At 59.8% G+C, this 24,201-nt stretch carries 20 protein-coding genes; 10 read left to right on the top strand and 10 right to left on the bottom strand.

Annotation, left to right across the window (positions count from 1 at the left end):
- Positions 1 to 7: 7 nt before the first annotated feature.
- The 3 genes from cgtA to rplU all read right to left on the bottom strand — a co-directional run bounded on the left by cgtA (position 8) and on the right by rplU (position 2,030).
- Positions 8 to 1,231 carry an Obg family GTPase CgtA gene (gene cgtA, locus ACM6HV_RS05365; RefSeq protein WP_041065287.1) on the bottom strand — a complete coding sequence of 408 codons (1,224 nt, stop codon included), beginning with the start codon at positions 1,229 to 1,231 and terminating at the stop codon, positions 8 to 10.
- A gap of 194 nt (positions 1,232 to 1,425) precedes the next feature.
- Positions 1,426 to 1,683 (bottom strand): 50S ribosomal protein L27, encoded by a 258-nt coding sequence (gene rpmA, locus ACM6HV_RS05360; protein WP_003228360.1) that lies wholly within the window; start codon positions 1,681 to 1,683, stop codon positions 1,426 to 1,428.
- A gap of 35 nt (positions 1,684 to 1,718) precedes the next feature.
- A complete protein-coding gene (gene rplU, locus ACM6HV_RS05355; RefSeq protein ID WP_003228361.1) occupies positions 1,719 to 2,030 on the bottom strand; it encodes a 50S ribosomal protein L21 in 312 nt (103 codons plus the stop codon).
- A gap of 241 nt (positions 2,031 to 2,271) precedes the next feature.
- On the opposite strand from rplU, the gene ACM6HV_RS05350 reads away from it, so the two are divergent.
- The 3 genes from ACM6HV_RS05350 (at position 2,272) to ACM6HV_RS05340 (ending at position 4,206) form a co-directional block, all read left to right on the top strand.
- Positions 2,272 to 3,240: a polyprenyl synthetase family protein gene (locus tag ACM6HV_RS05350; RefSeq protein WP_108183848.1), complete on the top strand. Its 969-nt coding sequence runs from the start codon at positions 2,272 to 2,274 to the stop codon at positions 3,238 to 3,240.
- 159 nt (positions 3,241 to 3,399) lie between these two features.
- Entirely contained in the window at positions 3,400 to 3,741 is a 342-nt protein-coding gene (locus tag ACM6HV_RS05345; protein ID WP_041065279.1) for a zinc ribbon domain-containing protein YjdM, read from the top strand.
- Positions 3,742 to 3,948: 207 nt separating this feature from the next.
- Positions 3,949 to 4,206 carry a hypothetical protein gene (locus ACM6HV_RS05340; protein WP_008078558.1) on the top strand — a complete coding sequence of 86 codons (258 nt, stop codon included), beginning with the start codon at positions 3,949 to 3,951 and terminating at the stop codon, positions 4,204 to 4,206.
- 137 nt (positions 4,207 to 4,343) lie between these two features.
- Here ACM6HV_RS05340 and ACM6HV_RS05335 read toward each other — a convergent pair whose 3' ends face one another.
- From ACM6HV_RS05335 to ACM6HV_RS05325, 3 genes are all read right to left on the bottom strand, one after another.
- Positions 4,344 to 4,961 (bottom strand): FKBP-type peptidyl-prolyl cis-trans isomerase, encoded by a 618-nt coding sequence (locus ACM6HV_RS05335; protein ID WP_047296663.1) that lies wholly within the window; start codon positions 4,959 to 4,961, stop codon positions 4,344 to 4,346.
- 122 nt (positions 4,962 to 5,083) lie between these two features.
- Positions 5,084 to 5,389 (bottom strand): DUF6482 family protein, encoded by a 306-nt coding sequence (locus ACM6HV_RS05330; RefSeq protein WP_027612827.1) that lies wholly within the window; start codon positions 5,387 to 5,389, stop codon positions 5,084 to 5,086.
- A 135-nt stretch (positions 5,390 to 5,524) separates the two neighbouring features.
- On the bottom strand, positions 5,525 to 6,013 hold the full coding sequence (locus ACM6HV_RS05325) for a TIGR00645 family protein (protein ID WP_007963798.1): 489 nt from the start codon (positions 6,011 to 6,013) through the stop codon (positions 5,525 to 5,527).
- Positions 6,014 to 6,187: 174 nt separating this feature from the next.
- Here ACM6HV_RS05325 and ACM6HV_RS05320 point away from each other — a divergent pair, with 174 nt between their 5' ends.
- Positions 6,188 to 8,020 (top strand): hypothetical protein, encoded by a 1,833-nt coding sequence (locus ACM6HV_RS05320; RefSeq protein ID WP_145598288.1) that lies wholly within the window; start codon positions 6,188 to 6,190, stop codon positions 8,018 to 8,020.
- A 6-nt stretch (positions 8,021 to 8,026) separates the two neighbouring features.
- Here ACM6HV_RS05320 and ACM6HV_RS05315 read toward each other — a convergent pair whose 3' ends face one another.
- Both ACM6HV_RS05315 and ACM6HV_RS05310 read right to left on the bottom strand, forming a co-directional pair.
- Positions 8,027 to 8,356: a hypothetical protein gene (locus ACM6HV_RS05315; RefSeq protein ID WP_047296668.1), complete on the bottom strand. Its 330-nt coding sequence runs from the start codon at positions 8,354 to 8,356 to the stop codon at positions 8,027 to 8,029.
- A 324-nt stretch (positions 8,357 to 8,680) separates the two neighbouring features.
- Entirely contained in the window at positions 8,681 to 11,119 is a 2,439-nt protein-coding gene (locus ACM6HV_RS05310; protein WP_041065264.1) for a Lon protease family protein, read from the bottom strand.
- A gap of 301 nt (positions 11,120 to 11,420) precedes the next feature.
- On the opposite strand from ACM6HV_RS05310, the gene ACM6HV_RS05305 reads away from it, so the two are divergent.
- From ACM6HV_RS05305 to ACM6HV_RS05290, 4 genes are all read left to right on the top strand, one after another.
- Positions 11,421 to 11,909, top strand: a complete 489-nt coding sequence (locus ACM6HV_RS05305; RefSeq protein ID WP_041065261.1) for a DUF3015 domain-containing protein — start codon at positions 11,421 to 11,423, stop codon at positions 11,907 to 11,909.
- A 96-nt stretch (positions 11,910 to 12,005) separates the two neighbouring features.
- Positions 12,006 to 13,859, top strand: coding sequence for a DUF4105 domain-containing protein (locus tag ACM6HV_RS05300; protein WP_414903704.1), 1,854 nt, complete (start codon positions 12,006 to 12,008; stop codon positions 13,857 to 13,859).
- Positions 13,860 to 14,078: 219 nt separating this feature from the next.
- The gene (locus tag ACM6HV_RS05295) at positions 14,079 to 14,435 is read left to right on the top strand and encodes a hypothetical protein (protein ID WP_007963787.1); all 357 of its coding nucleotides are present in this window, start codon (positions 14,079 to 14,081) and stop codon (positions 14,433 to 14,435) included.
- A 71-nt stretch (positions 14,436 to 14,506) separates the two neighbouring features.
- The gene (locus ACM6HV_RS05290; protein WP_414903703.1) at positions 14,507 to 15,001 is read left to right on the top strand and encodes a GreA/GreB family elongation factor; all 495 of its coding nucleotides are present in this window, start codon (positions 14,507 to 14,509) and stop codon (positions 14,999 to 15,001) included.
- Here the strand turns inward: ACM6HV_RS05290 and gdhA are convergent.
- Both gdhA and ettA read right to left on the bottom strand, forming a co-directional pair.
- Positions 14,998 to 16,335: an NADP-specific glutamate dehydrogenase gene (gene gdhA, locus ACM6HV_RS05285; RefSeq protein ID WP_414903702.1), complete on the bottom strand. Its 1,338-nt coding sequence runs from the start codon at positions 16,333 to 16,335 to the stop codon at positions 14,998 to 15,000. The genes ACM6HV_RS05290 and gdhA overlap by 4 nt on opposite strands.
- Positions 16,336 to 16,682: 347 nt before the next feature.
- Complete coding sequence (gene ettA / locus ACM6HV_RS05280) at positions 16,683 to 18,347, bottom strand: energy-dependent translational throttle protein EttA (protein ID WP_011336021.1); 1,665 nt, start codon at positions 18,345 to 18,347, stop codon at positions 16,683 to 16,685.
- Positions 18,348 to 18,633: 286 nt separating this feature from the next.
- Here ettA and ACM6HV_RS05275 point away from each other — a divergent pair, with 286 nt between their 5' ends.
- A complete protein-coding gene (locus tag ACM6HV_RS05275) occupies positions 18,634 to 22,482 on the top strand; it encodes an EAL and GGDEF domain-containing protein (protein ID WP_414903701.1) in 3,849 nt (1,282 codons plus the stop codon).
- A gap of 239 nt (positions 22,483 to 22,721) precedes the next feature.
- Positions 22,722 to 23,975 carry a serine hydroxymethyltransferase gene (gene glyA / locus ACM6HV_RS05270; RefSeq protein ID WP_041065242.1) on the top strand — a complete coding sequence of 418 codons (1,254 nt, stop codon included), beginning with the start codon at positions 22,722 to 22,724 and terminating at the stop codon, positions 23,973 to 23,975.
- Positions 23,976 to 24,201: the final 226 nt, after the last annotated feature.

Genomic DNA, 24,201 nt, shown 5'->3' with positions numbered 1-24,201 from the left:
CAACGAATCAGTCGCGCACGTAAATGATTTCCGGACCGTCTTCATCATCCACATCTTCTTCGTCCCAGTCATCGTCGCCGATGTCATGGACCGACTTCACGCCGCTGCGACGCAGGGCACGTTTGTCGTCCAGCGCCTGCAACTGTGCACGGGCTTCGTCTTCGATGCGCTGATCGAGATCGGCCAGCTCTTCCTTGTACGCCGGGTCGTTAGCCAGGCGATCGGCACGATCTTCCAGGTAACGCATGATGTCGCGCGTCAGACGCTCAGTGCCTTCTTTGGCGATGGCCGAGATCACGTAGACCGGACCTTCCCACTGCAGGCGATCAACGATTTCCTTGACGCGCTCTTCATGCTCTTCTTCAAGGATCTGGTCGCATTTGTTCAGCACCAGCCAGCGGTCACGCTCGGCCAGCGACGGACTGAACTTGACCAGCTCATTGACGATCACTTCAGCCGCGTCCGGTGCACTGCTGTCATCCAGCGGCGCCATGTCGACGAGGTGCAGCAACAGACGCGTACGCGCCAGGTGCTTGAGAAAGCGAATGCCCAGACCGGCACCGTCGGAAGCGCCTTCGATCAGACCCGGAATGTCGGCGATGACGAAGCTTTTCCAGCGGTCGACGCTGACCACACCCAGGTTCGGCACCAGCGTGGTGAACGGGTAGTCGGCGACTTTCGGCTTGGCCGCCGACACCGAACGGATAAAGGTACTTTTACCGGCGTTCGGCAAGCCCAGCAGACCGACGTCAGCCAGCACTTTCATTTCCAGTTTCAGGTCGCGCTGCTCACCCGGCTTGCCCGGCGTAGTCTGGCGCGGCGCACGGTTGGTACTGGATTTGAAACGCGTATTGCCCAGACCGTGCCAGCCGCCCTGCACTACCATCAGTTTCTGGCCAGCCTTGGTCAGGTCGCCAATCACTTCCTGGGTGGCCGAGTCGATCACGGTGGTACCGACCGGCACGCGCAGGATCAGGTCTTCACCCTTCTTGCCGGTGCAATCGGTGCTGCCGCCGTTGGAGCCACGCTCGGCATCGAAGTGCCGGGTGTAACGGTAGTCGACCAGGGTGTTGAGGTTTTCGTCGGCCATCATGTAGATGGAACCGCCGTCACCGCCGTCACCACCGTTCGGGCCGCCGTTCTCAATGAATTTTTCCCGACGGAAACTCATGCAGCCATTGCCGCCGTCGCCAGCTTTTACGCGGATCGATACTTCGTCTACAAACTTCATAACTCAACGCCTCTCGCCATACGGACGAGCCGAAAAACAATCAAGACATAAGACTCTTGCAAAAATGAGCGCAGCGACCCCAAAACACGACCTGCATCGCACGCCGACAGCCCATACAAACAGTTTTGCAAGAGACTCACCCCACAAACGAAAAAGCCCCGTCGCAAGACAGGGCTCTTCCAGCGATCTCGCGATTAAGCCGCGACAACGCTCACGTAACGACGACCGAAGGCGCCTTTTACTTCAAACTTGATCACGCCTTCGATTTTCGCGAACAGGGTGTGATCTTTACCCATGCCAACGCCGTAGCCAGCGTGGAATTGGGTGCCGCGCTGACGCACGATGATGTTGCCGGCCTTGATGACCTGGCCGCCATACATCTTCACGCCAAGGCGTTTGGCTTCTGAGTCGCGACCGTTACGGGTACTACCACCAGCTTTTTTGTGTGCCATGAGTTCAATTCTCCTAGTGAGGAATTAGGCTGTAATTAAGCCTGAATACCGGTGATTTTGATCTCGGTGAACCACTGGCGGTGGCCCATACGCTTCATGTGGTGCTTACGGCGACGGAACTTGATGATGCGGACTTTATCGTGACGACCTTGGGAGATCACTTCAGCCTTGACGGTTGCGCCAGCAACAACAGGTGCGCCGATGTTCACGTCATCGCCATTGGCGACCAACAGAACGCGGTCAAAAGTCACGGATTCGCCAGTAGCGACTTCCAGTTTTTCGATCTTCAGGTATTCACCTTCAGCGACCTTGTATTGCTTACCGCCGGTAACGATTACTGCGTACATGGTATTTCTCCGATAATCCTGCTCACCCAGCTCTTTATAAGAAGAGGTATTGGCTGGCATGGCTGCATGGGGCTGGAACGGCCCAAGTGCAATTGCGTAAGGCAGGTGCTGCCCAGGAAGTTCAGGGTGCGCGATTGTACGCAAGCATCGAGAGTCACGCAAGAGGCCGTCCATCGCGCCTTGACAGGCCCCGGTGGGGGTCCTAGCATGCCGCGCAACCCTTCTGGAGCAACTGTCGCTGATGCAACCCCAAGCTTTCTACCGCGCGGTGGCGGACGATTTTAACGCCGTCGACGGCATCATCAAGAAGCAGCTGACTTCCCGAGTGCCGCTGGTATCGAAAATCGGCGATTACATCACCTCGGCCGGCGGCAAACGCCTGCGTCCTTTATTGGTGCTGCTGTGCGGCAAGGCCTTGGGTCGCGAAGGCGACGACCTGCGTCTGCTGGCCGCCACCATCGAATTCCTGCACACCGCGACCCTGCTGCATGACGACGTGGTCGACATGTCCGGCATGCGCCGTGGCCGCTCGACCGCCAACGCCATGTGGGGCAATGCCCCGAGCGTGCTGGTCGGCGATTTCCTGTACTCGCGCTCGTTCGAAATGATGGTCGAACTGGGCTCGATGCCGGTGATGAAGATCCTGTCCCAGGCCACGCGCATCATCGCCGAAGGCGAAGTGCTGCAACTGTCCAAGGTGCGCGACGCCAGCACCACCGAAGAAACCTACATGGAAGTCATCCGCGGCAAGACCGCGATGCTCTTCGAAGCCTCGACCCACAGCGCTGCCGCACTGGCCGGTGCCACCGCCGAGCAGAGCGAAGCCCTGCGCACCTTCGGCGATCACCTCGGCGTGGCATTCCAACTGGTTGACGACTTGCTGGACTACAAGGGTGACGCCGAGACCCTGGGCAAGAACGTCGGTGACGATCTGGCCGAGGGCAAGCCAACCCTGCCGCTGATCTTTACCATGCGCGAAGGCACGCCGGAACAGGCTGCCCTGGTACGCCAGGCGATCCAGAAAGGCGGAATCGAAGACCTCGAAAGCATCCGCATCGCCGTGGAAGCCTCGGGTTCGCTGGAGTACACCGCGCAACTGGCCCGCGACTACGTGGCCCGTGCGATCAAGTGCCTCGATGCGCTGCCGGCCAGCGAATACCGCGATGCACTGGTGGAACTGAGCGAGTTTGCGGTCGCCCGCACGCACTGATATCGCTGAAGCACGATCAAAAGATCGCAGCATTCGGCAGCTCCTACCTATCAACTGTAGGAGCTGCCGAATGCTGCGATCTTCTGCTTTTAGCTCCATCAAAGGCTAAAACCTTATACAATGTGCGACTTTTAGCGATCCACATCTCAAGGAGCCTTAGTGAGCACGTTGCCACCCTGCCCGAAATGCAATTCCGAATACACCTACGAAGACGGTGCCCAACTGATCTGCCCTGAGTGCGCCCACGAGTGGTCGGCCAACGGCGAAACCGAAGTGGCGTCCGATGATGCCGTGAAGAAAGATTCGGTCGGCAACGTCCTGCAGGACGGCGACACCATCACCGTGATCAAGGACCTGAAGGTCAAGGGCACCTCGCTGGTGGTCAAGGTCGGCACCAAGGTCAAGAACATCCGCCTGTGCGATGGCGACCACGACATCGACTGCAAGATCGACGGCATCGGCCCGATGAAACTCAAGTCCGAGTTTGTCAGAAAGGTCTGATCCTGCTGTCAGCCATCCCACGCCCGGCGTGGGATGGAGCTCCGCCCTCCCACCGCTTTGCTCCCGCATACTCGCGTAATAGCCAGACGCCAGCCGTTTTGACCTTACGCAATCTTTACCCGGAAAAAATCGCATTGCGCCAATAGGCACTTGCTATTTAACGAATAAGAATTATTCTCATTGAAACCTTTCAAGGAGATGAAACCCATGACTTATTTGATCGATGCCTGGCTGGATCGCCCACACCCGTACCTCAGGATCCTGCATCGGGAAACCGGCGAAGTCTGTGCGGTTCTGGAAGAAGAAGCCCTGCATGAGCTGCAGGATCAGGGCGATCTGGACGTCAGCAGCCTGAATTCCAGCGAGCCGCTGGTGCTCAAGGAGCTGGTGCGCAATCTGTTCCTGTTCTGCTATGCCCGGGCCTTGCGCCCGACCCATGAGCTGCATCACAAGATCGAAATATGAGTAGCGCGGTAAAAACTGTGGGAGCCAGCCTGCTGGCGAAAGCGGTGTGTCAGGCAACGAATGAGTTACCTGAAAGGACGCCTTCGCGAGCAAGCCCGCTCCCACATTAATAACCTGCCACTAGGGCAGGCCTGGAATTACAGAACGTCCAGCAGCTCGACGTCGAATACCAGAACGCTGTGCGGCGGGATGCTGCCAACGCCTTGAGCGCCGTAAGCCAGTTCGCTCGGCACGTACAGGCGCCATTTGCTGCCGGCGTTCATCAGTTGCAGGGCTTCGGTCCAGCCGGCGATCACGCCGCCCACCGGAAATTCTGCTGGCTGGCCACGATCGTAGGAACTGTCGAACACGGTGCCGTCGATCAGCATGCCGTGGTAGTGAGTACGCACGGTGTCTTCACGGGATGGCTTGGCGCCTTCGCCCTGGGTCAGCACTTCGAATTGCAGACCGGAAGCCAGGGTGGTGATGCCGTCTTTCTTGGCGTTTTCAGCCAGGAACGCACGGCCTTCGCCGGCAGCCGCTTCAGCTTTGGCGGCGGCTTCGGCTTGCATGATCTCGCGGATCACCTTGAAGCTGGCGGACATGGCTTCCTGATCGACACGGCTTGGCTTGCCGGCGAATGCGTCGGTCAGACCGGCCAGGATGGCGTCCAGGCTGACACCCGGTGGCGGGTTGTCGCGCAGCTGGTCGCCCAGCTGACGGCCAATGCCGTAGCTGACGCGGGTTTCGTCGGTGGACAGATTTACTTCGGACATGACACTGCTCCGCTGTGCGGACGGCCGCAAGACTTGCCGTGCGTGCACAGCGCGTCCCGGCGCGCCCGGAACCTAAAAGGGCGAGCAGACTAGCACAGATGCCCAGCGATGGCGCGCGACGCCTACAGGGCCGAGCGCCACGCCAGCGGCACTTTCAGGCTTTCATCGACGCTGCCGCCCAGGCCGCACATTTCATCGTGCACCGAGGTATGGACGAGGTTGAACGGCAGCACCGGAAAGTTATGCAGCAAATCCCGCGCGTGCTCCACCGAACGCAGTTGCAGCATCTCGCCCTTGAGATCACTCAACGGATACGCGGCTCCATGCATCCGCGCTTCGAGCAGATAAATCCCGCCCTCCATGGAGATCAGGTTCAGCTCATCGACCTTTCTGGCGATGGCAAACGCATTCAACTCTTGCAGGTTCATGAACGCACCTCGTGCGGTGGCGAGCCAGGACCCTTACAGGGATATGCCCGCGCGCGCCAAAGCACAAGCCACAAACGACACCGCCCGTCTGTTTCGCAACAGACGGGCGGTGTTTTTGCAGCGATCAAACAATGATCAGTGCTTGGTGAGCTTGTCCAGGTAACCCATCGCGAACGCCGAAATCACGAAGGTCATGTGGATGATCACGTACCACATCAGGTGCTCGGGATCGACGTTCTTGGCATCCATGAAGATCCGCAGCAGGTGGATCGAGGAAATCGCCACGATCGACGCCGCCACTTTCATCTTCAGCGACGAGGAGTCCATGGTGCCCAGCCAGCTGAGCTTCTCTTTGCCTTCGTCGATGTTCAGCTCGGACACGAAGTTCTCGTAGCCGGAAATCATCACCATCACCAGCAGGCCGCCCACCAGCGCCATGTCGATCAGCGACAGCAGCACCAGGATCAGATCCGATTCGGCCATGGAAAACACGTTGGGAATGACATGAAACACTTCCTGGAAGAATTTCAATGCCAGCGCCAGCAGCCCGAGGGACAGCCCGATATAGATCGGCGCCAGCAGCCAGCGCGTGGCGTACATTGCATTTTCGATAAAGCGTTCCATTGACTCTCACACAATAAGGATTGAAATCGGCGGCGAGTATACCAGCCGACCATAACAGCCAGAAACCGCCCGGCTCGCACCTCCAGTCGGCGCAACCTGCGTGTGTGTATGATTTTTTTTCTGCTACTGTCCAAACCATTGACCGCCTAGCGAAAGTGGACAGGACGACTGGAAATGGATGTGCGATTGCCGTTGAAAACTGCCGGGATTTGCCTCGCTCTGCTGCTGGGCGGCTGCTCTCCCGGCGAAGAGAAAAAACCCTCGGTCAGCCTCGACGCGAAGACGGCAACCTTCGAACATTCACTGGACGCCATCACCGATCCGAAGCTCAAGGATGCCGTGACCGAACTCGGCGGTTCGCTGCTGTTGCTCGAACGCGCGCAACTCAAGCTCGACAGCACCCCCCTGAAAACCGTCTACGGCGAAGACACCCTCGGCATCCTCAAGCACTACCCTTCGCCGCAGGCGCTGGTCGATACTTTCATCAACGGACTGTTCGTGCTGCACAAGGACGCCAGCTCCGACTACCTCACCGACCTGCAGCCGGTGTTCCCGTTCAACCTGAACATTCCCGGCGGTTTTCTGTTTCCGCATGGCGTGGAATGGCAGTCGGTGACCCTGAGCAACAAGCGCGTGATCACCTATCAGCCGGAATGGTCGGAAACCGATCCCGGCATTCAGTTGAGCCCGTCCAGTTCCAATGTCAACAACCCCGATGACCTGACCGTGACCTACCCGTTCATCGAGGGGCTGGACGTCGACAAGAAGACACAACCGCAGCCAGTGAGCCTGCAGGGCAACGTCGAAGTCATCACGCCGCGCCGCCTGTTCAGCTTCAACCTGAGTCAGAAGGATGTCGGCCAGACCCGCACCGATGACAACCTCAGCGTCACCCTGCTGAAGCTTGCAAAAAACTACGCCGAAGTCGAATTCAGCAACAGCCTGCCATTGGCCCCAGAGGTCGAGGGTGTGCAGCTCAATCCGTTGATCGTTCAGGCCCGCGACACCACCGGGCAATACCTGGTGCGCGCCGGCTCAATCAATGAGAGCCCGGCACAGGTGGCTTTCTACGAGAAACAACTGGCGCAACTGCAACAGCAGAAAACCTGGAGCGAGGCGCTGGAAAAACAGCTTGAGGACGAACAGCAGGCCTTCGCACAGCAGCATCCGCGCCGCTATAACAAGGTCTACTTCAACGGCCCCGTCGATACCCTAGAGGTCAGCGTGCTCGATTTTTCATCGGCGACCGTGACCCGCAAGGCACTGGATCTGCCGGTGCGCACCTTCAATCAGCACACCACGGACAAAACCATCCAGCCGCTGGACCCGAACGTAGTGGTCTATGACGATCTGGCGCCGAACTGGCTAAAGGGCGCGAGCCTGACCGAGGAAGCGTTGAAGGCCGGCATCCGCATCCATCAGTCCGTGGAGGACCCGAGCGCCGCGCGCATCGAGTTCTCCCACCGGCGTACCTTCAACGATGAATTGCTCGGCGATGATTTCAGCCCGGGAGAAAGCCCGGTGACGTTCTTCACCGAGAAACGCAGCGGCAAACTCGACGAGCCGATCGAACTGCCACCCGAGGCCTATCAGGTCGATCCGCTGCAAGCGACCATCACTTACGATTTGAACCTGTTCCCGGAAACTCCGGCAATTGCTGTGGGCTCGATGCCGCTGTTTCTGGCGAGCGTCGACAAGAAAACCTACGACGCCAAGGCCCTGCCCAAAGGCCTGGAGATCAAGAACAACACACTGGTGGTGGACCTGAAACGGTTCCCGGCCAACGCCTGGCGCTTCTTCGTCAAGGACGACAGCGGCAACTACCTGAAACAAATTCTCTCGGTCAGCCACGACGCGAGTGCGCAAGGCCCGGCGCTGTTCGGCGTGCATTACTTCTATGGCCGTCCAACGCAGGTGGAGACCTATCAGCGAACTGAACTCAATACCGTGCAATACGGCTTTGAGGTCAAGCTCGACAAGGCGCCGTTGCCCGACACAGCGCGGTGATTACACCTAATGGTCGAACACGCCGACCGGACGTCCACGGCCACCGTTGATCTGGCGCAGCTGCGCCTGCAGGTGCAGGCTCCAGATCTGCGGATCATTGGCCAGCTCGTAGCCGTGCATCGTCAGGCTTTCCACAATGGTGTCGAGAATCGACTCGGCGGCGACCGGCCCGTGAAACGGGCCCTGGGCCTTGATGGCGGAGGGTTGTTCGCCGGCCATGCCGGCAGCGAAGAGCAAGGTCCACATGCCGTTATCGCCGGCCAGGGGTTTGATGGCGCATTCGATACGGGTCACAAGACCCAGGCATTGACGGGTGAGGCAGAGGTTGCGCGACATGGCGGCGACCCTCGGTAAAACCTGTATTCAGCCTTCACGCGAAGGCTGTTTCGATCCAGTGATACTGTCGATGTCCTTGAGCTGAGAATAGAAGAAAAGTCCGTCGTGCAAGCCGGATAGAACCAGAAGGCGCCGAATGGTCATTGTGTGAATTCTGACGCCAGAGTAGTGGCACTTTTCCCGAAGATCAGCGCAAAAATCAATCTGGAAAAACACTGTGGGAGCGAGCCCGCTCGCGAATGCGGAGTGTCAGGCAACTCATTCGTCGTCTGATACACCGCTTTCGCGAGCAGGCTCGCTCCCACAGATTTACTGCATGAAGGCTCAGGCAGGTTTGGCTTCTGCCAACGCCTCCTGCGCCAACTCCTTCTCGGCCTCTTTCAGATCCTCTTCACTGATCATCTCGGCAATCACCCGCAGACGTTCAACCACTCGCGCATTGACGCTGCCCTCAGGGAACTGACCGTCAGCATCCGGCTCACCGGCCGGCTCGCCGACCAACAGGCTCAGCGCCTCATCGGCCTGACGCACCGCGTACACGTGGAACTGCCCGGCGCGCACCGCCGCCAGCACCTTCTCGTCGAGCATCAATGTGGCGACGTTGGCCTGCGGAATGATCGCGCCCTGCTCACCCGTCAGCCCACGTGCTTCGCAGAGACGGAAGAAGCCTTCGATTTTCTCGTTGACCCCGCCGACCGCCTGCACTTCACCGAACTGGTTGATGGAACCAGTGATCGCGAAGCACTGCTTGAGCGGGGTTTTCGACAGCGCCGAAATCAACGTGCAAGCCTCGCCCAGCGACGCACTGTCGCCATCGACGTAACCGTAGGATTGCTCGAGCGCAATGCTCGCGGAAATCGCCAGCGGGAATTCCTGGGCGTAACGGCTGCCCAGATACCCGGTGAGGATCATCACGCCCTTGGAGTGGATCGGCTGACCGAGATTGACCTCGCGTTCGATGTCGACGATGCCGCTGCCGCCCGGGTACACCGTGGCGGAAATCCGCGCCGGTACACCGAACGCCGAGTCACCGACTTCGAGCACGGTCAGCCCGTTGCACTTGCCGACCGCGGCGCCGTCGGTGTCAATCAGGATGATCCCGGCGAGCATGTCGTCGAGAATCCGCGCCGATACGCGGCCAGTGCGAGTGGCTTTGGCTTTCAGCGCACGCTCGATGTGCCCGGCGTCGGTCATTTCATCACCGGCCAGATGACGAATGAAATCCGCCTCGCTGACCAGTTGGAACAGATCGCCGATCCGCGCCGACAAACGCCCCTGATGCTCGGCCAGCCGTGCGCTATAGGTCGCCAGACGCGCCACCGCATCGGCGGTCAGCGGCGCCATGCCTTCCTCCGAAGTACGGGTTTTCAGCAACTGGGCGAACTGCTCGAGGCTTTCGTCGACCATCGGGATGTCTTCGTCGAAGTCGACCAGCACGCGGAACATCTCCTGGAAGTCGGGATCCAGGTCCTGCAGCGTGTAATACAACTGCCGCGCACCGATGATCACCACTTTGACCTGCAACGGAATGTGCTGCGGATTCAGGGTCACGGTGGCGAAACGGCCCATCTCGCCCAGCGGCGATTCCATCTTCAGTTTGCGCGATTGCAGGGCGCGCTTGAGTGCGTCCCACACGAACGGCTCACTGAGCATTTTTTCCGCTTCAAGAATCAGGAAGCCGCCATTGGCGCGATGCAATGCGCCCGGGCGCAACTGGCGATAAGTGGTGTAAAGCGCCCCCTGATCGGTGGTGTATTCAATGCGGCCGAACAGGTTTTCGTAGGTCGGATGCGGTTCGAACACCACCGGCGCACCGCCACTGTGCGGATGACCGACCACCAGGCTCGGCGCGTATTGCTCTTCCAGCAGCTTGCGCGCCACGGCGTCGGTCTTGCTGTCGTCGACCAGTTGCTCGACCACGGTTTTCAGCAGATACACCTGCATCGCTTGCAGGTAACCGCAGACCGCGGCGTTCTCCGCGTACTTTTCCGACAGCGGCGACAGCAACGGCTGCAAGGCCAGGGTGATGGTTTCTTCGTTGAGCTGGCGCAACTGATTGTTCGACTCGCGCTTCCACTGCGGCAGGCTCGCGAGCTCTTCATTCAGCCGCTCTTCGAGACCGGAAATATCTTCGTGGAAACGCTCGCGCTCGGCTTCCGGCAATTGCGAAAACTCGGCTTCATCCAGCGCCTTGCCTTCGAGCATCGGGGTGAAGGCGATGTTGCTGCTGTCGCGGTACAGGGCGACGTCTTTTTCCAGGGCCAGACGTTCGATGACGTCCAGTGCCTTGTCGTAGCGCTGGTTGAAGGCGCGGTCGATGGCACTTTTTTTCTGCTGGTAGGACGGGTGTTCGAACACCGCCGGGAACGTCGCCAGCAGGTTGTCGATCAAGCCGTTGATGTCACCGATGAATGCGCTCGCCGTACCCGATGGCAGCTCCAGCGCGCGGGGTTCGCGCGGCTCATCGAAGTTGTTGACGTAGACCCAGTCCGCCGGGGTCTGCAGGCGTTTGCCTTCGGCCTTCAGGTAGCGTTTGACAAATGAGAAGCGACCGGTGCCCGGTTCGCCCATGACAAAGACGTTGTAACCGGGGCGTGGCATGGCCACACCGAACTGCAAGGCTTCGACCGCACGTTCCTGGCCAAGCACACCGCGAAAGGGCTCCAGATCATTGGTGGTAGTGAAGCTGAACTGTTCAGCGGAAAACGGACGGGTCAGCGCTTCGGGCGCTAGACGCAAGCTGGCAGCAACAGGATCAGGCATCGGGCTTCCTTAACAATCAGGCGGGGCAGATAGCGGCATTCTGGCGCTGCCCGTGCCCCACTGGCAAGGCGCGTCATGCGACAAAGCATAGACAAGCGCCGAGCCGCGCGGCCCGCCCCGTGAATCCGGGGTTTTCAACGAATAATCAGCAAAAAATCACGGAACCACGGGAACGTGCCTAAACTCCAAACTGCGCGGCTGGAACTAATAACCGGCCCACTGGCTTCAAAAGGGTCTGTCTAGGCAGCACTTGGGGGGCCAGAACCCTGTCCATTGGTATGCACACAAAGAGAACAAAGCTATGAAACGGATTCTTCTCGGTACTCTCTTCACCGTTGTTTCCCTCAATGCCATGGCGCAAGCGCCAGGCGGTCCGGATTGCGGTTGGGGCAACATGCTGTTCGAAGGTCAGCGTGGCACCCCGGCCCACTTCCTGGCATCCACCACCAACGGCACCTCCGGTAACGCTACGTTCGGTATGACTTCCGGCACCAACGGTTGCTCGACCAACGCGTCGCTGACCTACGGCGGTAAATCCTGGTTCGCCATGAATGGCATGATGAACGAGCTGTCCGAAGACATGGCAAAAGGCAACGGCGAAGCGCTGACGACTTACGCTGTGGTACTGGGCGTGGCGCCGGAAGACCGTGCGCATTTCGCCGCTGTCACTCACGAGCACTTCCAGCAGATCTTCAGCAAGGCTGACGTGACCGCCGAAGACGTGCATACCAACACCCTGGCTGTACTGAAATCAGACCCACGTCTGGCCAAGTACGCCACTCAGGCTTAAGCTCGACCCCACCCGCTTCTTTCGGGAAGCGGGTTTTGTTTTTTTGGACCTGCCCTCCTTGGGTCTTTTGTTTCTTTTCGACTTAAGTTGCCACTTATGCTCAAACGCCTTGCCTGGCTGGCGCTCTGTGTCTGCGCCCCGCTGTCCGCCGCGCCTCACATCGACCCTCAACGTTTGCAGCAACTGGCCAACGACCGCTTCTGGATTTCCCTCGGTCATTACGAAACTGCCAAGCTTGGCGGCTGGCGCAGCTATGTCAGCGACAGGAAATTCTTTCTCGCGCCTGATGGCAACGAACACCCCGACCATGAGTTGGCCGCCACCGTGCAAGCGCTGTACGCCCCGACCAGTCTCGGCGAGCAGCACGCGCAGTGCGTCTATCCGGCCCGCACCCGCTGGCTGAAAGCGCAGCTCAACCTGACCGATCTGCCCGCCCCCGATTGCGCCGAATTCAAGAAATGGTTCAAGGACGTCTCGCCGCACAGCGCGGTGATGATCTTCCCGGCGGCCTACCTCAACAGCCCGTCGTCGATGTTCGGCCACACCCTGCTGCGCATCGATCAGGCTGACGTGCAGGCCGACAAGACTTCGCTGTTGAGTTACGCGATCAACTTCGGCGCCTACATCGAAGGCTCCGATAACAGCATCCTCTATGCCTGGAAAGGTTTGATGGGCGGCTACCCGGGGCTGTTCGCGCTGGTGCCGTATCAGGAAAAACTCTCCGAGTACCGCAGCCTGGAAAACCGCGACCTGTGGGAATACCGGCTGAACCTGACGCAAGCAGAAACCGCGCGCATGGTCGAACATGTGTGGGAACTGAAGCAGATCCAGTTCGACTATTTCTTCTTCGACGAAAACTGCTCCTATCGCCTGCTCGAACTGCTGCAGGTGGCGCGTCCAAGCCTGCGCCTGACCGAGCAATTCCCGCTGACCGCCATCCCTACCGACACGGTAAAAGCCGTGAAGGAAGCCGGACTGGTGGAAAGTATCGAATACCGCCCGTCCCGCGAACGTGAACTGCTCAGCCGTGCCCAGCCGTTGAGCAGTGACGAACAGCAATGGGTGCTGAAGGTCAGCGCCGATCAGCAAGTGTTGCAAGACCCGACCTTCAAAGCCCTGCCCCGGGATCGGCAGGCGCTGATCATCGATGCTGCGTATCGTCTGGAACGCTACCGCGCCAACGGTCAGGAACGTGATCCGCAACGCGCTCAGCGCAGCTTCGAACTGCTGCGGGCGATCAACAAAAAACCGGCGGCGGAGCTGCAGATCCCCCAACCGGGCCTGCCCGAAGACGGCCACGAATCACGCACCTGGCAGGCCGGCATCGGCACCCGGGGCGACCGTGCGTTCGGCGAGTACGGTTTGCGCATGGCCTATCACGATCTCAACGACAACGCCGAAAGCTTCCCCCTCGGCGCACAGATCGAAATCCTGCAAATGAAGCTGCGCCAGTACGAAGGCAACCAATGGCAATTCCAGCAACTGGATCTGGCGACCATTCGTTCGCTGACCCCGCGCAATGAGTTGCTGCAGCCGCTGTCGTGGCAAGTCACTGGCGGCCTTGAGCGCGTACCGGGCAAACACGATGACGAGAACCTGGTCAGCCACGTCAACGGCGGCGGTGGCGGCACCTGGCAACTGGGCGAAGACACGCTCGGTTTTGCCCTTGGCACGGTGCGCATCGAACACAACAATGACTTCGCCGAATTCGTCTCCCCGGCCGGCGGTTTCAATACCGGTGTGTTGTGGAAAAACCCGCTGGGCAATCTCAGCCTGGAAGCCAAGGGCGATTACTTCTTCAATGGTGAAGTGCGCCGTAGCTTGAGCCTGAATCAGCAATGGGAGCTGTCGCGCAACCTCGGTTTGCGCCTCACGGCACAGCGTGAGTTCAGCCACCTCGCCACCCCAGAAACGGAGGTCATGCTTGAAGTGAAGTGGTATCACTACTGACCTGAAGCCCGACAAATACCCGCTGTGGGAGCGAGCGTGCTCGCGAAAGCGATGGGCCATTCAGCATCATTGTTGAATGCCAGATTGCATTCGCGAGCAGGCTCGCTCCCACATTGGTTTTTTGGGGGAAAATGGATTTTTCACTCGTCTTCGACATCCGTCTCATAAATCCGCTTCTAGACTTTCACTATCAGCCGAAAATCGGCGCAGGAGAGTGCAATGTGGCGGTGTGCGGGACTGTTGGGTGTTTTGCTGTTGCTCGGGGGTTGCCAGACCACCCATGAAGACTTGATCGCCAAAGGTTATCCACCGGCCTTCGCCGACGGTTTTGACGATGGCTGCGTCAGTGGCCGGCAAGCCGCCGGCTCGATCAGTGGCGAGTTTCGCAAGAACGTGCCGCGCTACCTCAAAGACAAGCAATACGCCGAAGGCTGGACCGACGGCTTTCGCCAGTGTCAGGCGATGCTCGAGAACAAGGATCGCGAAGAGTATCGCAATGAACACTGGGACGAGCGCGAGCGCGCCTGGCAGCAACAGAAGGATCAGGACGCCGGACGGGCTTATCGCTCGCAATAAGTCGTTTCCAGACATCCAGTGAAACCAAATGCCGGCGACCATGGCCCAAACTCTATGCAGAGGAGGACAGCATGAGCCGCGCTTTCGTCAACGAAGACAATGCCGCCGCGCAAGCCGATCAGCCCGTCGAACGGCAGGTCAGCGCGCAGCCCAATTACGTCACACCGCAGGGGCTGGCGCAGCTGCAGGCCAAAGTCACCGAGCTGCAAGCCCTGCACGCCGAACAATCGGCCAAGGGCGAACAAGCCGACAAGCAGCGCCTGGCCGATCTCGAAAGGGATTTGCGCTACTTCAACCAACGCCTCGCCAGTGCACAAGTCGCGGCCCCCGCGACCTCTACCGAAAAAGTGCAGATTGGCAGTTGGGTGACCTTTGCCGACGAGCACGACACCGAAAGTCGGGTGCAACTGGTCGGCGAAGACCAGGCCGACGCCAGTCAGGGCCTGATCAACTGGGGCTCGCCGCTGGGCCGGGCGCTGCTCGGCGCCCGGCTCAATGACGAGGTGCTGTGGCAGCGCCCCGCTGGCGATCAGGTGATTGAAGTGATTCGCATCGAACCGGCTTAAACCACGCCTTGGGCCAACATCGCATCGGCGACTTTGACGAAGCCGGCGATGTTCGCGCCTTTGACGTAGTTGATCCGCCCGTTCTCTTCGCCGTAATGCACGCAAGCGTGGTGGATCGACTGCATGATCGCGTGCAACTTGCTGTCCACCTCGCCAGCGGTCCACAGCAGGCGCATGGCGTTTTGCGACATCTCCAGCCCGCTGACCGCGACCCCACCGGCGTTCGACGCCTTGCCCGGGGCGAACAGAATGCCGGCCTCGATAAAGATATCCACAGCCTCCAGCGTGGTCGGCATGTTTGCGCCCTCGGCGACGCACACGCAGCCGTTGCGCAGCAGTGTGCGCGCGGCGTTGGCGTCGAGTTCGTTCTGCGTGGCGCACGGCAACGCGATGTCGCACGGCAGCGACCACGGCAACTGCCCGGCGCGGAATTCCAGACCGAACGCCGTGGCCAGTTCGCTGATGCGTCCGCGTTTGACGTTTTTCAGTTCCAGCAGCGCCTGCCACTGTTCTTCGCTCAGGCCCGATTCGCAGTACAGCGTGCCTTCGGAGTCGGACAGGGAAATCACCTTGCCGCCCAGGTCCATGACCTTGCGCGCCGCGTACTGCGCGACATTGCCGGACCCGGAGATCGCCACGCGCTTGCCTTCGACGGTCTGCCCGCAGCGCTTGAGCATTTCTTCGGCGAAATACACGCAACCGAAACCGGTAGCTTCCGGGCGAATCAGGCTGCCGCCGTAGGTCATGCCTTTGCCGGTCAACACGCTGGTGAACTGGTTGCTCAGGCGTTTGTACTGGCCGAACAGGAAGCCGATCTCCCGCGCCCCGACACCGATGTCGCCAGCCGGCACGTCAACGTCCGCGCCGATGTGGCGGTACAGCTCGCTCATGAACGCCTGACAGAAACGCATCACTTCAGCGTCGCTCTTGCCCTTCGGATCAAAGTCCGAACCGCCCTTGCCGCCGCCCATGGGCAATGAGGTCAGAGAGTTCTTGAAGGTCTGCTCGAAGGCGAGAAACTTCAGCACGCCCAGGTTCACCGAAGGATGAAAACGCAAGCCGCCTTTGTACGGGCCGATGGCGCTGTTCATCTGGATGCGGAAACCGCGATTGACCTGGACCTTGCCCTGATCGTCGACCCACGACACGCGGAACACAATCGCCCGCTCTGGCTCGCAGATACGCTCCAGAATCCCCGAAGTCAGGTAGTGCGGATTGGCTTCGAGAAACGGCCACAGACTGCGCAGGACTTCTTCGACGGCCTGGTGGAATTCGGGTTGATCCGGGTCGCGTTTTTTCAGGCGGGCGAGGAAGGATTCGACGGATTCGATCATGGGAAAAGTCTCGGCAAATTTATTGTCGTTGGAAGCGATTGAGCCGGACTGTAACAAACGAATTGCGCACAGGAACAGCGCAAAATGTCGCAGTTATGAAATTAAATGGTGCACAGGATATAAATCAGAGGGCTTTTTGGACTGATATTGCACCTGAATGGTGAGAACCAATCTGAAAGTTGCACCAGCAATTACACCGCTTTCGCGAGCAGGCTCGCTCCCACAGGGGGACTGCATTTCAAATGTGGGAGCGAGCCTGCTCGCGAAGGGCGCGACTCGGTATCACTGAAAAAAACTCAAAAAAAACGGAGCCCGAAGGCTCCGCTTTTTCATGCAACCAACCCGAATCAGGCCAGTTTCTTGTGGCGGACCCGGTGTGGCTGGGCAGCCGCTTCGCCAAGACGCTTTTTGCGGTCGGCTTCGTACTCGGTGTAGTTACCTTCGAAGAACACCGCTTGCGAGTCGTCTTCGTACGCCAGGATGTGGGTCGCGACGCGGTCCAGGAACCAGCGATCGTGAGAGATCACAATGGCGGCGCCCGGGAAGTCCAGCAGGGCTTCTTCCAGGGAACGCAGGGTTTCAACGTCGAGGTCGTTGGACGGTTCGTCGAGCAGCAGGACGTTGCCGCCCTCCTTCAGGGTCAGCGCCAGGTGCAGACGACCGCGCTCACCACCGGACAGGTCCTTGACGAACTTCTGCTGATCGCCGCCCTTGAAGTTGAAGCGACCGACGTAGGTGCGCGACGGGATCTCGTAGTTGCCGATGCGGATCTGGTCGGAACCGTCGGAGATCTGCTGGAACACGGTCTTGCTGCCGTCGAGGTCTTCACGGCTCTGGTCAACGCAGGCCAGTTGCACAGTTTCGCCGATTTCGATGCTGCCCGAATCCGGCGTTTCCTTGCCCATGAGCATGCGGAACAGGGTCGATTTACCGGCACCGTTACCACCGATCACGCCCACAATGGCGCCCTTCGGCATGGAGAACGACAGGTTGTCGATCAGGACGCGATCGCCGTAGCCCTTGGTGACGTTCTTGAATTCGATGACCTTGTCGCCCAGACGCGGACCGGCCGGGATGTAGATCTCGTTGGTTTCCGAACGCTTCTGGAATTCCTGCGACTGCATTTCTTCGAAGCGTTGCAGACGTGCCTTGGATTTCGACTGGCGGGCTTTCGCGCCTTTGCGCACCCACTCCAGTTCTTCCTTCATGGCTTTTTCGTGAGCCGACTGCTGCTTGGATTCCTGGGCCAGACGATCGGACTTGGCTTCGAGCCAACCCGAGTAGTTGCCCTCGTAAGGAATGCCCGCGCCGCGGTCGAGTTCCAGAATCCAGCCAGCAACGTTATCCAGGAAGTAACGGTCGTGCGTGATCGCGACCACGGTGCCCGGGAAGTCGTGCAGGAAGTGCTCCAGCCACGCCACGGAGTCAGCGTCCAGGTGGTTGGTCGGTTCGTCGAGCAGCAGCATGTCCGGAGCGGACAGCAGCAGGCGGCACAGGGCCACACGACGTTTTTCACCACCGGACAGGTGTTCGACCCTGGCGTCCCAGGCCGGCAGACGCAGCGCATCGGCGGCGACTTCCAGTTGACGCTCCAGGTTGTGACCATCGCTGGCCTGCAGGATTGCTTCGAGCTTGGCCTGCTCGGCAGCCAGCTTGTCGAAGTCGGCATCCGGATCGGCGTAAGCGGCGTAGACCTCGTCCAGACGCGCTTGCGCGTCCTTGATCACGCTGACCGCTTCCTCGACCACTTCACGCACGGTCTTGGTCGGATCAAGTTGTGGCTCTTGCGGCAGATAACCGATGTTCAGGTCCGGCATCGGACGGGCTTCGCCCTCGAACTCGGTGTCGACGCCGGCCATGATTTTCAGCAGCGTGGACTTACCCGAACCGTTGAGGCCGAGTACGCCGATCTTGGCGCCGGGGAAGAACGACAGCGAAATGTTTTTCAGGATTTCCCGCTTCGGCGGAACAACTTTGCCCAGCCGATGCATGGTGAAGACGTATTGAGCCATGGAGAACCTTGGGTCAGTGACAGATGAATGATTGGAGCGCAGGCGATGCCCGGCCAGACCGATGCGCGTCGTTCACTTGATGGTCATCAATGCGTGCGCGCTGAAAAAGTCTGAGTCTAGGAGCTGGAACGCTCCCGCGTAACCGGCAAAGCTACCTGAATGACCGGTGGCAGTCCAGCCGAGTGGGGCTGGCACTTCGCCACAACTCAAGGCATGCTAGCCGCCCTTCGGGCGTCCGGCTTATAGTGCACGTCGCGCCAGTCCAGCCAAACCGCAGGATTTCAGCTTGTCCAACGTTACCCCGCCAGCTTCTGTGAGCGCGTCCAATCCGGGGACCGGCTCGCCCCTGCGCGGAACATTGAAGGGTGCCTTGGCGACGCTGGTACTTTTGCTGCTGGCATTGCTGTTCTGGCAGTTGCTCGACCAATTGCGCGAGACCCAGAAAAACCAGCGCCAGTACACCATCGACTACACCGCCGACCTCGCCTCGCAGGTCAGCCTGAACATGTCGCTGAATGCGCAAATCGCCCTCAACCTGCTACCGATCGTCGAACAGCCACAGTCGTCCGACGAACTGCAGGCGCTGCTGCGCAAGCTCCAGCAATCGCTGCCGGACGTGCGCAGCCTGGCCCTGCTCAGCCCGTCCGGGAAAATCCTCAACGACAGCGCCAGCGACAGCCACGACGCCGATTACCTCGCTGAACTGGTGCGCCGCAGCCGCGCCCAGGCGCATTACTTCAGCAACGCCGACGACGGCTCGGTGGTGCATCTGTTATTGCATCAAGCCAGCGGCAGCACGCGCGGTTACTGGGTATTGCGCCTGACCCCGACCTTCTTCGACTCGCTGACCCAGCAGGGCGAAACCGGCATCCGCCCATTGTGGCTGGTGGAAAACCGCCTCAACCACCAGATCATCAGCCGCGACGAAGCGCTGTCTACAGCCAGGCCCGGCGTGCTGAGCCCCGACGACCTGGCCAACACTGTATTAACCGTGCCGCTGAGCAGCAGCGATTGGCAGTTGCGCGGGCTGTTCGATCGCCAGCGGGTGCTCGAAGAACTGTTGCCAGCGTTTATCGGCAAATGCCTGCTGGGTCTGGCGTTCTCGATGCTGCCAGTGATCGCGCTGCTGAACATGCGTCGCCGCCAGCGCCAGTTGCATGAAGGCCGCCGGCGTTATCAGGACATCTTTGAAGGCACCGGTGTTGCGCTGTGCGTGCTCGATCTGTCCGGCCTCAAGCAAGTGTTCGACAAGGCGCAGATCCAGACCAGCGACCAGCTCAAGGCCTGGCTCGACCAACCGGTCCAGCGCCAGCAACTGCTGCAAGAACTGCGCGTTACCGAGGTCAATCAGGTCGCGCTGCAGCTGCTCAATGTCAATTCCTGCGAGCACGCCTGGCAACTGCTGATCGACGGCCAACCGCACAGCCAGTGCGCCATCGGTAACCAGGTGCTCGACGCGGTTCTGCAGCAACAGAAGCAACTGGAACTGGAAATCAGACTGCCGGACATCAACGGTCGCGATCAGCACCTGTGGATGGTTCTGCGCCTGCCTGAAGAGCTGCACGACTATAAAGCGGTGATTCTGAGCATCAACGACATCACCAGCCGCAAGCTGATCGAACTGTCGCTGCTGGAGCGCGAGGGCTTCTGGTCGGACGTGGTGCGCACGGTGCCGGATCATCTGTATGTGCAGGACGTGATCAGCCAGCGGATGATCTTCAGCAACCATCACCTCGGCCAGACCCTCGGTTACAACCGCTCCGAGCTGCACCAGATGGGCGAGTACTTCTGGGAAATCCTCCTGCACCCGGAAGACGCCGACTATTACCACCGCTCACGGCAGATGCAGCGGCACGCCGGGTACAGTCAGCTGTTGCAATGCCAGTTGCGCTTCCGCCATCGTGACGGCAAGTGGCGGCGCTTCGACTTTCGTGAGCAAGCGCTGGCCCGCGACAAACACGATCAGGTCACGCGGATCATCGGCGTGGCCAAGGACATCACCGAGCAGATCGAGGCCAGTGAATCGCTGCGTGACAGCGAGCAGCGCTACCGCATGCTCGCCGAAAGCATCAGCGACGTGATTTTCTCCACCGACAGCAAGCTGTCGTTGAACTACGTCAGCCCGTCGGTGCAGGCGGTGCTGGGTTACGACGCCGAGTGGATTTTCCAGAACGGCTGGCAATCGACCATCGCCAACCCGCAACAGCTGAGCGGCATCTATTCCCTGATGGACCGGGTCAGCAAAGCGCTCGACAAGCCTGAGCAACTCGCGCAACTGCGAAGTCAGGTGCAGACGCAGATGTTCCTGTTCGACTGCTTGCGCGCCGACGGTCGCAAGATTCCGATCGAGCTGCGGCTGGTGCTGGTGTGGGACGAACACGGCGCCTTCGAAGGCGTGCTCGGCGTCGGTCGCGATATCAGTCAGCAACGCCGCGCCGAGAAAGATTTGCGCATGGCGGCCACGGTATTCGAACACTCGACTTCGGCGATCCTGATCACCGACCCCGCCGGTTACATCGTGCAGGCCAACGAAGCCTTCAGCCGGGTCAGCGGTTATGCAGTCTCGGAAGTGCTCGATCAGTTGCCGAACATGCTCACCGTCGACGAGCAACAGGACGCGCACCTGCGTTACGTGCTCAAGCAACTGCATCAGCACAGCACCTGGGAAGGCGAAGTCTGGCTCAAGCGTCGTAACGGCGAGCATTACCCGGCGTGGGTCGGCATCACCGCAGTGCTCGACGATGAAGGCGACCTCGCCAGTTACGTGTGTTTCTTCAGCGACATCAGCGAGCGCAAGGCCAGCGAACAACGCATTCATCGCCTCGCCTACTACGACGCCCTGACCCACCTGCCGAACCGCACGCTGTTCCAGGATCGCCTGCACACCGCGCTGCAATCGGCCGAGCGGCAGAAGTCGTGGGTGGTGTTGATGTTCCTCGACCTCGACCGCTTCAAACCGATCAACGACTCCCTTGGCCACGCCGCCGGCGACCGCATGTTGAAAGACATGGCCACGCGGCTGCTGGCCTGCGTCGACGATGACGACACCGTGGCGCGCATGGGCGGCGACGAGTTCACCCTGCTCCTGCAGCACCGCTCCAGCCGCGAAATGGCGCTGAACCGGGCGATTCATGTGGCCGAGCAGATCCTTGCCAGCCTGGTGAAACCGTTCGTGCTGGAAGGCCGCGAGTTCTTCGTCACTGCCAGTATCGGCATTGCTTTGAGTCCGCAGGACGGCAACGAACTCAGTCAGTTGATGAAGAACGCCGACACCGCGATGTACCACGCCAAGGAGCGTGGCAAGAACAACTTCCAGTTCTATCAGGCCGACATGAACGCCAGTGCGCTGGAGCGTCTTGAGCTGGAAAGCGACCTGCGCCATGCGCTGGAACAGAACGAATTCGTCCTGTATTACCAGCCGCAATTCAGCGGCGACGGCAAACGCCTGACCGGTGCCGAAGCGCTGCTGCGCTGGCGTCATCCGCGTCGCGGGCTGGTGCCGCCGGGGGATTTCATTCCGGTGCTGGAAGAACTCGGTCTGGTGGTCGACGTTGGCGACTGGGTCATCAGCGAAGCCTGCCGCCAACTCAAGACCTGGCACCAGAACCGCGTGCGCGTGCCGAAGGTGTCGGTGAACATCTCGGCGCGGCAGTTCTCCGATGGCCAGCTCGGCACGCGGATCGCCACCATCCTGCGAGAAACCGGGCTGCCACCGGCGTGCCTGGAGCTGGAGCTGACCGAAAGTATCCTGATGCGCGAAGTCAGCGAGGCGATGCAGATTCTCGCCGGGCTGAAAAACCTTGGTCTGAGTATCGCGGTCGACGATTTCGGCACCGGTTATTCATCACTGAACTACCTCAAGCAGTTCCCGATCGACGTGCTGAAGATCGACCGCACCTTCGTCGACGGACTGCCGTCCGGCGAGCAGGACGCGCAGATCGCCCGCGCGATCATCGCCATGGCCCACAGCCTCAATCTGGCGGTGATCGCCGAGGGCGTGGAAACCCATGAGCAACTGGACTTCCTGCGCGAGCATGGCTGCGATGAAGTGCAGGGCTATCTGTTCGGACGACCGATGCCGGCGAGCCGGTTTGAAGCGCAGTTCAGCAATGATGCGCTGTTCATGTTCGACTGAACATCGGCGGCGCGCCCTTCGCGAGCAGGCTCGCTCCCACAGGGATTGATGTCGATCACATAATCGCAGGTCTGCCTCGATTACTGTGGGAGCGAGCCTGCTCGCGAAGAGGCCGGCAAAAGCACCGCACATCTGTCATGAACGCCACTTGTCTGCGACATGATGTCGTTTCATATGCCATCCAAAACCCATTGGGTTAGAATGCCCCCCTTTTCTGCCCCCGATCCTTGAGGACCGCCATGTTCAGCCGTGATTTGACTATTGCCAAGTACGACGCCGATCTCTTTGCCGCCATGGAGCAAGAAGCTCAGCGCCAGGAAGAGCACATTGAGCTGATCGCTTCGGAAAACTACACCAGCCCTGCGGTGATGGAAGCTCAAGGCTCGGTACTGACCAACAAATACGCCGAAGGCTATCCGGGCAAGCGCTACTACGGTGGTTGCGAGTACGTTGACGTCGTTGAACAACTGGCCATCGACCGCGCCAAAGAGTTGTTCGGCGCCGATTACGCCAACGTTCAGCCGCACGCTGGTTCGCAAGCCAACGCCGCTGTTTACCTGGCCCTGCTGCAAGGTGGCGACACCATTCTGGGCATGAGCCTGGCCCACGGTGGTCACCTGACCCACGGCGCCAGCGTTTCCTCCTCCGGCAAGCTGTACAACGCCGTGCAGTACGGCATCGACGCCAATGGCCTGATCGACTACGACGAAGTCGAGCGTCTGGCCGTTGAGCACAAGCCGAAAATGATCGTGGCCGGTTTCTCTGCCTACTCGCAGATTCTGGACTTCCCGCGCTTCCGCGCCATCGCGGACAAAGTCGGTGCCTACCTGTTTGTCGACATGGCTCACGTGGCCGGTCTGGTCGCCGCTGGCGTCTACCCGAACCCGGTGCCTTTCGCTGACGTCGTGACCACCACCACGCACAAGACCCTGCGCGGTCCACGTGGCGGTCTGATCCTGGCGCGCGCCAACGCCGACATCGAGAAGAAGCTGAACTCTGCAGTATTCCCGGGCGCCCAGGGTGGCCCGCTGGAGCACGTGATCGCTGCTAAAGCGATCTGCTTCAAGGAAGCGCTGCAGCCTGAGTTCAAGGCTTACCAGGAACAAGTGGTGAAGAACGCCCAGGCCATGGCCGAAGTGTTCATCGCGCGCGGTTTCGACGTGGTGTCCGGCGGCACCAAGAACCACCTGTTCCTGCTGTCGCTGATCAAGCAGGACATCTCCGGTAAAGACGCCGACGCCGCGCTGGGCAAAGCGTTCATCACCGTGAACAAGAACTCCGTGCCTAACGATCCACGCTCGCCGTTCGTCACTTCCGGCCTGCGCTTCGGTACTCCGGCTGTGACCACTCGTGGCTTCAAAGAGGCAGAGTGCAAAGAGCTGGCCGGCTGGATCTGCGACATCCTGGCTGACCTGAACAACGAAGCGGTGATCGATGCCGTTCGTGAGAAAGTCAAAGCCATCTGCAAGAAACTGCCGGTATACGGCGCTTGATGCGACGTTAAATCAGCAGCATGAAAAACCGGCCAAGTGATTGGCCGGTTTTTTTTCGTCTGCGTGAAAGTCGCTGCCGCCTCACTTAAAACTTGAAACAACAACTTCGAAGAAAAACAGGACATCCACAAAACTTAGCTGTTAGTGTTAAAAACAGAACACGCAACATCAACTAAAAATCCACACAAAACAAAGAAACACCCATCAAAAACTCAAGGAAGAGTTC

This window comes from Pseudomonas sp. IT-P260 (assembly GCF_949768395.1).
Classification (GTDB): Bacteria; Pseudomonadota; Gammaproteobacteria; order Pseudomonadales; family Pseudomonadaceae; genus Aquipseudomonas; species Aquipseudomonas parakoreensis.
The sequence above is the reverse complement of the archived record's forward strand: the minus strand, read 5'-3'. Positions and strand labels throughout refer to the sequence as shown.

Excerpts from the sequence above, each read along its gene's own strand:
- cgtA (WP_041065287.1), bottom strand. The coding sequence starts at position 1,231 with ATGAAGTTTGTAGACGAAGTATCGATCCGCGTAAAAGCTGGCGACGGC.
- rpmA (WP_003228360.1), bottom strand. The coding sequence starts at position 1,683 with ATGGCACACAAAAAAGCTGGTGGTAGTACCCGTAACGGTCGCGACTCA.
- rplU (WP_003228361.1), bottom strand. The coding sequence starts at position 2,030 with ATGTACGCAGTAATCGTTACCGGCGGTAAGCAATACAAGGTCGCTGAA.
- ACM6HV_RS05350 (WP_108183848.1), top strand. The coding sequence starts at position 2,272 with ATGCAACCCCAAGCTTTCTACCGCGCGGTGGCGGACGATTTTAACGCC.
- ACM6HV_RS05340 (WP_008078558.1), top strand. The coding sequence starts at position 3,949 with ATGACTTATTTGATCGATGCCTGGCTGGATCGCCCACACCCGTACCTC.
- ACM6HV_RS05335 (WP_047296663.1), bottom strand. The coding sequence starts at position 4,961 with ATGTCCGAAGTAAATCTGTCCACCGACGAAACCCGCGTCAGCTACGGC.
- ACM6HV_RS05330 (WP_027612827.1), bottom strand. The coding sequence starts at position 5,389 with ATGAACCTGCAAGAGTTGAATGCGTTTGCCATCGCCAGAAAGGTCGAT.
- ACM6HV_RS05325 (WP_007963798.1), bottom strand. The coding sequence starts at position 6,013 with ATGGAACGCTTTATCGAAAATGCAATGTACGCCACGCGCTGGCTGCTG.
- ACM6HV_RS05320 (WP_145598288.1), top strand. The coding sequence starts at position 6,188 with ATGGATGTGCGATTGCCGTTGAAAACTGCCGGGATTTGCCTCGCTCTG.
- ACM6HV_RS05315 (WP_047296668.1), bottom strand. The coding sequence starts at position 8,356 with ATGTCGCGCAACCTCTGCCTCACCCGTCAATGCCTGGGTCTTGTGACC.
- ACM6HV_RS05310 (WP_041065264.1), bottom strand. The coding sequence starts at position 11,119 with ATGCCTGATCCTGTTGCTGCCAGCTTGCGTCTAGCGCCCGAAGCGCTG.
- ACM6HV_RS05305 (WP_041065261.1), top strand. The coding sequence starts at position 11,421 with ATGAAACGGATTCTTCTCGGTACTCTCTTCACCGTTGTTTCCCTCAAT.
- ACM6HV_RS05300 (WP_414903704.1), top strand. The coding sequence starts at position 12,006 with ATGCTCAAACGCCTTGCCTGGCTGGCGCTCTGTGTCTGCGCCCCGCTG.
- ACM6HV_RS05295 (WP_007963787.1), top strand. The coding sequence starts at position 14,079 with ATGTGGCGGTGTGCGGGACTGTTGGGTGTTTTGCTGTTGCTCGGGGGT.
- ACM6HV_RS05290 (WP_414903703.1), top strand. The coding sequence starts at position 14,507 with ATGAGCCGCGCTTTCGTCAACGAAGACAATGCCGCCGCGCAAGCCGAT.
- gdhA (WP_414903702.1), bottom strand. The coding sequence starts at position 16,335 with ATGATCGAATCCGTCGAATCCTTCCTCGCCCGCCTGAAAAAACGCGAC.
- ettA (WP_011336021.1), bottom strand. The coding sequence starts at position 18,347 with ATGGCTCAATACGTCTTCACCATGCATCGGCTGGGCAAAGTTGTTCCG.
- glyA (WP_041065242.1), top strand. The coding sequence starts at position 22,722 with ATGTTCAGCCGTGATTTGACTATTGCCAAGTACGACGCCGATCTCTTT.